At 72.6% G+C, this 7,686-nt stretch carries 5 protein-coding genes and 1 pseudogene; 4 read left to right on the forward strand and 2 right to left on the reverse strand.

Translation table 11 applies throughout. From position 1 onward, the window contains the following. Nucleotides 1–135: 135 nt before the first annotated feature. The 4 genes and pseudogenes from CA983_RS13145 (at nt 136) to CA983_RS13155 (ending at nt 4,040) form a co-directional block, all read left to right on the forward strand. Nucleotides 136–1,893, forward strand: a complete 1,758-nt coding sequence (locus tag CA983_RS13145) for an SDR family oxidoreductase (RefSeq protein WP_086601068.1) — start codon at nt 136–138, stop codon at nt 1,891–1,893. Nucleotides 1,894–1,989: 96 nt separating this feature from the next. Continuing rightward, nucleotides 1,990–2,094 (forward strand): annotated as a pseudogene (locus CA983_RS49500) (RNA 2'-phosphotransferase); the annotation flags it as partial. Between the two features lie 83 nt (nt 2,095–2,177). Then, nucleotides 2,178–3,080, forward strand: coding sequence for an LLM class flavin-dependent oxidoreductase (locus CA983_RS13150; protein ID WP_086601069.1), 903 nt, complete (start codon nt 2,178–2,180; stop codon nt 3,078–3,080). 72 nt (nt 3,081–3,152) lie between these two features. Continuing rightward, on the forward strand, nt 3,153–4,040 hold the full coding sequence (locus tag CA983_RS13155; protein WP_167407366.1) for an HAD-IIB family hydrolase: 888 nt from the start codon (nt 3,153–3,155) through the stop codon (nt 4,038–4,040). An 84-nt stretch (nt 4,041–4,124) separates the two neighbouring features. Here CA983_RS13155 and CA983_RS13160 read toward each other — a convergent pair whose 3' ends face one another. Together CA983_RS13160 and cydC are read right to left on the reverse strand one after the other, a co-directional pair. Next, complete coding sequence (locus CA983_RS13160; protein WP_086601071.1) at nt 4,125–5,183, reverse strand: M23 family metallopeptidase; 1,059 nt, start codon at nt 5,181–5,183, stop codon at nt 4,125–4,127. A 104-nt stretch (nt 5,184–5,287) separates the two neighbouring features. Next, nucleotides 5,288–7,686 (reverse strand): thiol reductant ABC exporter subunit CydC (gene cydC / locus CA983_RS13165; protein WP_086601074.1); only part of this gene is annotated, 2,399 nt, incomplete at its 5' end.

Consider the following 7,686-nt stretch of genomic DNA (forward strand, 5'->3'; position numbering starts at 1 on the left):
TCTCGGGTCAACCTGGAGTAGTACGGGCCCTTAGGGGACCTGGTTCTTGAGAGTTACCACGGCCGGGAACATGGGCGGGGCCCCGTCCGGCGGCACTCTATTGACGAACTCTCTAACAACTGCCAGATTCGCCGGATGACGTTGCTCACGGGCGCGCGGGAGCGCTGGGTACGGACCGGCGAGGTCGAGCTGTGCGTGGCGGAGGTGGGTGATCCGCGACAGCCGACGGTCGTCCTCGTGCACGGCTACCCGGACAGCAAAGAGGTGTGGTCCGAGGTCGCCGCGCGTCTCGCCGGGCACTTCCACGTGGTGGCGTACGACGTCCGCGGGCACGGGCGGTCGTCGGCGCCGCGGCCCCTGCGGGGCGGATTCACGCTGGAGAAGCTGACGGACGACTTCCTGGCCGTGGCGGACGCGGTCAGCCCGGACCGGCCGGTGCATCTGGTCGGGCACGACTGGGGCTCGGTGCAGGCCTGGGAGTTCACCACCGTCCGGCGCACCGAGGGCCGCATCGCCTCCTTCACGTCCATGTCCGGGCCGTCCCTGGACCACTTCGGCCACTGGATCAACAGCCGTGTGAAGCGGCCCACCCCGCGCCGGATCGGCCAGCTCCTCGGGCAGGGCGCCAGGTCCTGGTACGTGTACCTGCTGCAGACGCCCGTGCTGCCCGAGCTGGCCTGGCGCGGCCCGCTCGGCAAGCGCTGGCCCCGGGTTCTGGAGCGCGTCGAAAAGGTGCCCCGGGGTGACTACCCGACCTCGTCCCTGCCGTCGGACGCGGCACACGGGGCCTGGTTGTACCGGGACAACGTCCGGCCCCGGCTGCGCAGGCCGCGCACGGACGCGTACGCCCACGCGCCCGTGCAGATCGTGACGCCCCTGGAGGACCGGTTTCTGTCGGAGCGGCTCCACGACGGACTGGAGCAGTGGGTCCCGCAGCTGACCCGCAGGACCGTTCAGGCGGGGCACTGGATCCCGCGCACCCGTCCGGATCAGCTGGCTTCGTGGATCGAGGAGTTCGTGACGTCCGTCGAGAGCGGGCGGTCCCCGGTGGTGGCGAGCGGCAGGCACGCCGAGCGGTTCGGCGGGCAGCTTGTGCTGGTCACGGGGGCGGGCAGCGGCATCGGGCGGGCGACGGCGCTGGCGTTCGCCGGGGCCGGCGCGCGCGTGGTGGCCGTCGACCGGAACGCGGAGGCGGCGGCCCGCACCGCCGAGTCGTCCCGCCTGGCGGGCGCCCCCGAGTCCTGGGCGGAGACGGTCGACGTCTCCGACGAGCAGGCCATGGAGAAACTCGCCGAGAAGGTCACCACCGAGTACGGGGTGGTGGACGTCCTGGTGAACAACGCCGGGATCGGACTGTCCGGTTCCTTCTTCGACACCACGCCGGAGGACTGGAAGAAGGTCCTCGACGTCAACCTGTGGGGTGTGATCCACGGCTGCCGGCTCTTCGGCCGGCGGATGGCCGAGCGCGGGCAGGGCGGCCACATCGTGAACGTGGCGTCGGCGGCGGCGTACCAGCCGTCCCGGGCACTGCCCGCGTACAGCACCTCCAAGGCGGCCGTGCTGATGCTCAGCGAGTGCCTGCGTGCCGAACTCGCCGGGCAGGGGATCGGCGTGACGGCGGTCTGCCCCGGCTTCGTCAACACCGCCATCACGTCCACGGCGCACTTCGCCGGGGTCGACGCCGGAGAGGAGAAGCGGCTCCAGCAGCGAGCCGCCCGTCTGTACGGGCTGCGGAACTATCCGCCGGAGAAGGTCGCCGCCGCGATCGTGCGGGCGGTGGTACGCAATGACGCGGTGGTCCCGGTCACGCCGGAGGCGCGGGGTGCCCGCTGGCTGTCGCGGTTCGCACCTGGGGCACTGCGGCGGATCGCGCGGGTGAAGCCGCCGATGTGACCCCAAGAGGCGTGATGCGAAGGCCAGTTGTCCACAGAATCGGGAATTCCGCTGTGGATAACACCACTTGGCTGTGGATCAAACCTCCCGGGGGAAACTCAATCGCGTGATTCAGGTCTCTCCGGCCATGTGAGCGCGAACGGCGTATGGCTGACCCAGGCTGTACCGGCGCGGTATCTGCGCCTTCCCGGTCCTCCCTGACGCGCTGTGCGGGACGAGCCGCTCACGGTGACTGTTTCACGTGAAACACAGGGCACCCGCAGCACTCCCTTAGGCTCGATGCCATGAGTCTGCGTCTGAGCACCGTGATCCTCCCCTACCGCCGCTGGCAGGAAGGCGGCAGTACGTCCTGGACACGCGCCGAGCAGCTCGGCTTCCACACCGCGTACACCTACGACCACCTGTCCTGGCGCAGCTTCCGGGACGGCCCCTGGTTCGGCGCCGTGCCGACCCTCACCGCAGCCGCGACCGTCACCGACCGGCTGCGGCTGGGCACCCTGGTGACCTCGCCGAACTTCCGGCACCCGGTGACCCTCGCCAAGGAGCTGATCTCCCTCGACGACATCTCCGGGGGGCGGGTGACGCTCGGCATAGGGGCGGGCGGTTCCGGCTTCGACGCCACCGCGCTCGGCCAGGAGCCGTGGACCCCGCGCGAGCGTGCCGATCGTTTCGCCGAGTTCGTCCCGCTGCTCGACCGGCTGCTCAGCGAGGACGCGGTGTCGTACGAGGGCGACTTCTACTCGGCCCACGAGGCACGGAACATCCCCGGGTGTGTGCAGCGCCCCAGGCTGCCGTTCGCGGTGGCCGCGACCGGCCCGCGCGGGATGCGGCTCGCCGCCCGGTACGGGCAGGCGTGGGTGACCACCGGCGACCCCAAGCTGTACGAGAACGGCACTCCTGAACAGTCGATTCAGGCCATTCGCGGGCAGGCGGAGAAGCTCGCCGACATCTGTGCCGAGATCGGCCGGGACATGACCGACCTCGACAGGGTCCTGCTCACCGGGTTCACCCCGGACCGCGGCGGCCCGCTCCAGTCCCTGGACGCCTTCGTCGACTTCGCCGGCCGGCACAGGGAACTGGGCTTCACGGAGATCGTGATCCACTGGCCCATCCCCGACTCGCCCTTCGCGGTGGACGAGAAGGCGTTCGAGCAGATCGCCATGGAGGCGCCGGCGCAGTTGCGGTGATGTCTCCGAGACGTTCCTGGTGAGAGCGGTATCCACTCACCTGTGCGGACTCCCGCACGCCCGTGCAGGCATATGCGGGACAATGGCCGGGTGACCTCAGCGACCCGACAGCCCGAGACCGCGGCCGACACCCTCCCTCCGCGGCTGATCGCCACCGACCTCGACGGCACCCTGCTGCGCGACGACAAGTCGGTGTCCCCGCGCACGGTGGCCGCGCTGGCCGCCGCAGAAGAGGCGGGTATCGAGGTCTTCTTCGTCACGGGCCGCCCGGCCCGGTGGATGGACGTCGTGAGCGACCACGTGCACGGCCACGGCCTGGCGATCTGCGGCAACGGCGCCGCCGTGGTCGACCTGCACGGCGGTCCCGGCTCCCACCGGTTCGTGAAGGTACGGGAGCTGGAGCGGGCGAACGCGCTCGACGCCGTACGCCTGCTGCGTGATGCGGCTCCGGGCACGGTGTACGCGGTGGAGCAGACGTACGGCTTCTACCAGGAGCCGGCCTACCCGAAGCTGCACATGGAGATCCCCGACAGTCTCGCCCCGGCGGAGGAACTGCTGTCGCCGGATCACCGCGCGGCCGTGGAGCCGGTGCTGAAGATCCTGGCCTACCACCCCGAGATGGATCCCGACGCCTTCCTGACTCTGGCCCGGCTGGCCATCGGCGACCGCGCCAACGTGACCCGCTCCAGCCCCAGCGCCCTGCTCGAGATCAGCGGTCCCGGTGTGTCCAAGGCCAGCACACTCGCCCTGTGCTGCGCCGAGCGCGGCATCTCGCACGAGCAGGTCGTCGCCTTCGGTGACATGCCGAACGACGTCGAGATGCTGACCTGGGCCGGCCGGTCCTACGCGATGGGCAACGCCCACCCGGACGTGATCGCCGCGGCCTCGGGACGGACGGTCGCGAACAACGACGACGGGGTGGCGGTCGTGATCGAGCAGCTGCTCACCGAACTGCCGTAGCTGTCGCGGCGTCTACGGCCTGCGGCTCGGCTGCGGCTGGCTTTGGCTTGGCTGTGGTTTGGCTGTGTGCGGCTCTCGCCAGGGTCAGAGCGACACCCCTCGTGCCGCCAGCCATGACACCGGATTCACGGACGAGCCCATCTCCGGCGTGACCCTGGTCTCGAAGTGCAGGTGCGGTCCGGTGGAGTTGCCCGTACTGCCCGACTGGCCGATCCACTGGCCGGGGCTGACGTGCTCCCCCTGGTCGACCGCGACGGACGCGAGATGGGCGTACTGCGTGTAGTAGCCGCCCGCGTGCCTGAGCACGATCTCGATGCCGAACGGCCCCCCGCAGGACACCTTCTCCACCCGGGCCTCGCCCACGGCCCGCACCGGCGTGCCGATCGGCACCGCGAAGTCCTGCCCGGTGTGCCTGCTGGACCACCGCGCACCGCCGCTGCCGTAGGACGCGGACAGCTCGTACGTCTCCACGGGCGCGACCCACGCGCTCGTGAAGGCCGTCTCCGGCTGGTCGAGCCGCACGGCCCCACGGCACGCCCCGGCGGCGGCCGAGGCGTCCGCCTGCCCCTGGAGCTGCGAGCGTGCCGTTTCCAGCTTCTGCTCGATGTCGGCCTTGAGGCCGGCGAGTTGCGCGTTCCGCTTCTCCAGCGCCTGCCAGTGGGCCGCGGCCTTGGCCTCGTCCGCGGCGAGCCGTGCCTCGGCCCGGCGGCTCTTGGAGATCGCGTTGTTCAAAGCGAGATTCGCCTGCGAGAAGGCGTGCTGACCTCGCATCAGATCATCGGGGCCGTCGGCGAGGATCATCTGCGCGGCCACCGGCAGTCCTCCGCTGGAGCGGTACTGGGCGCGGGCGATCCTGCCGAGGTCCTCGTGCAGGGCCGCGATGTGCCGCCGCTGACCGTCCAGGAGTTCCTCGGCCCGCTGGGCTCTGGCCCGTTGCTCCTCGGCCTCCGCGCGCCCGGCCTCGTACTGCTGCGTCGCCACCGCGGCCTCCTCGTACAGCCGCGCCACCTCTGCGCTGAGGCCCGAGTCCCCGCCGGTTCCGCTCCCGGGTTCCTTGTGCGCCGCCGTCGGCCGGGCCGCGAGGACCGCCAGGGCGCACAAGAGAACCGGAACAAGCAACCGACGGCGGCGATATGAGCGCATGTCAGTGATCGTCGCCCAGGCCGGTGGGCCCGGCCCTGTTCATGTCGTACGGCTGGGGGACCGGTTGCCCCGAACGGCTCAGTGCGGCGCCGGTTGTGGCCCCGCTAAGGCACGGCCACCAACGACTCCGACGCCGCCTCCCGCTCCGCCATCTCCCGCAACGGTCCGTCCTCGGCCACCAGCTCCGCGTACGCCCCGCGCTGCACGACACGTCCCTGGTCCAGCACGATCACCTCGTCCACCGCCTCCAGACCCGCCAGCCGGTGCGTGATGAGCAGCGTCGTACGGCCCTCGGTGGCGGCGAGCAGGTCGGCGGTGAGCGCGTCCGCGGTCGGCAGGTCCAGGTGTTCGGCGGGCTCGTCGAGCACCAGGACGGGGAAGTCGGCGAGCAGCGCCCGGGCCAGCGCCAGCCGCTGTCGCTGCCCTCCCGACAGCCGCGCCCCGTGCTCGCCGACCAGAGTGTCGAGCCCGTCGGGCAGGCCGCCGGCCCAGTCCAGCAGCCGGGCCCGGCCGAGCGCGGCACGCAGTTCGTCCTCGGTGGCGTCCTTCTTGGCGAGCAGCAGGTTCTCGCGCAGCGAGCTGTCGAAGAGGTGCGCGTCCTGCGCGCACAGCCCGACGAGCTCTCGTACGTCGTCGCCATGCAGCGCATACGCGTCCACGCCCGCCAGCGTGTAGGAACCCGCGTCCGCGTCGAGGAAGCGCAGCAGCACCTGCGCCAGCGTCGTCTTGCCGGAGCCGGAGGGACCGACCACGGCGACCCGGCGGCCCTCCTCAAGGGTCAGATCCAGCCCGGCGAGCGCGTCCCGGTCCTGCCCCGCGTGCCGCGCGGCCAGCCCCTTGACGGCGACCGGGAACGGCGACGCGGGCACCTGCCGAGGGTGCTCGGGCTCCGCCACGGGCTCCGGGGCGTCCAGCACCTCGTACACCCGCTCGGCGCTCCGGCGTACCCGCTGCCGGTACTGCACGGCGAGCGGCAGCCCGAGCACGGCCTCGAAGGCGGCCAACGGGGTGAGGACGACGACGGCCATGGTCACGCCGTCCAGCCGCCCGGCCGCGACCGCCTGCGCGCCGACCAAGGCGGCGGCTGTGACGGTCAGGCCGGAGATCAGCGCGGTGAGCCCGTCGCCGAGTGCCGTGGCGGTGGCGGCGCGCGAGGCGATCCGGGTGAGCACCCCGTCGGCCTCGCGTGCCTGGGTGGTCCGTGCGGGGAGGGCACCGGCGACGGTCAGCTCCGCGGTTCCGGTGAGCAGATCGGCCACCCGTGTCGCGAGCACCCCGCGGGCGGGCGCGAGCCGGCGCTCGGCCCGCCGCGCGACGGCACCCGTGACGAGTGGCACGCCCGCTCCCGCCGCCAGCAGCCCGGCCGCGAGCACGGCCCCGGCCTCGGGCAGCAGCCACGCCGTGAACCCGACGGACGCGGCCGACACGACGACGGCCGCACCGGCCGGCAGCAGCCACCGCAGCCAGTAGTCCTGCAACGCGTCCACGTCCGCGACCAGCCGGGACAGCAGATCGCCCCGGCGGGTGCGGCGCAGCCCGGCGGGCGCCAGCCGTTCCAGCCTGCGGAACACCGCGACCCGGGTGTCCGCCAGCATGCGCAGCACGGCGTCGTGCGAGACCAGCCGCTCGGCGTACCGGAACACGGCCCGCCCGATCCCGAAGGCCCGCGTCGCCGTCACGGCCACCATCAGATACAGCACGGGCGGCTGCTGCGAGGCCCGCGAGATCAGCCACCCGGAGGTGGCCATGAGCCCTACGGCACTCCCGAGCGCGAGACTCCCGAGCAGCAGCGCGAGTCCCAGCCGCCCGCGCCGGGCACCGGACATGGCGCGAACGCGCGCGAGGACCCCGCCCGGAGCGGGCCGGCCGCCAGGCTCGGCCGGAGAGGCCGCAGCGGGCAACTCGGCCTCAGCGAGAACCGTTCCGGGATCCCGGACCACGGCGGATGCGACAGGCACCGCGGAGGACGCGACAGGAACCGGGGAAGACGCGACGTGAACCGGGGAAGACGCGACAGGCACCGGAGCGGTCTCGGGCTCCGCCAGCCGCACCACCCGGTCGGCCACGCCCAGCAGCGCCGGCCGGTGCACCACCAGCAGTACCGTCCGCCCGGCCGCCAGCCGCCGTACCGCCGTCACGACCTCGGCCTCGGTGGCCCCGTCCAGCGCGGCCGTCGGCTCGTCGAGCAGCAGCACGGGCCGGTCCGCGAGGAACGCCCGGGCCAGCGCGAGCCGCTGCCGCTGCCCGGCGGACAGCCCGGCCCCGTCCTCGCCGAGCACGGTGTCCACACCGTCGGGCAGCGCGTCCACGAACTCCAGCGCCCCGGCGTCCCGCAGCGCCCGCCGTACGGCGTCGTCGTCGGCCTCGGGCCGCGCCAGCCGTACGTTCTCGGCGATCGTCCCGGCGTACAGATGCGGCCGCTGCGGCACCCACGCGATCCGGGAGCGCCACTGCTCCAGGTCCACGTCGGTGAGGTCGACTCCCCCGACCCGCACCCGCCCCT

It is taken from the genome of Streptomyces swartbergensis (assembly GCF_002148965.1).
GTDB classification, from domain to species: domain Bacteria; phylum Actinomycetota; class Actinomycetes; order Streptomycetales; family Streptomycetaceae; genus Streptomyces; species Streptomyces swartbergensis.

What these genes read in the sequence shown, in the direction of transcription:
- CA983_RS13145 (WP_086601068.1), top strand. Translation starts at nt 136, where the DNA reads ATGACGTTGCTCACGGGCGCGCGGGAGCGCTGGGTACGGACCGGCGAG.
- CA983_RS13150 (WP_086601069.1), top strand. Translation starts at nt 2,178, where the DNA reads ATGAGTCTGCGTCTGAGCACCGTGATCCTCCCCTACCGCCGCTGGCAG.
- CA983_RS13155 (WP_167407366.1), top strand. Translation starts at nt 3,153, where the DNA reads ATGCGGGACAATGGCCGGGTGACCTCAGCGACCCGACAGCCCGAGACC.
- CA983_RS13160 (WP_086601071.1), bottom strand. Translation starts at nt 5,183, where the DNA reads ATGCGCTCATATCGCCGCCGTCGGTTGCTTGTTCCGGTTCTCTTGTGC.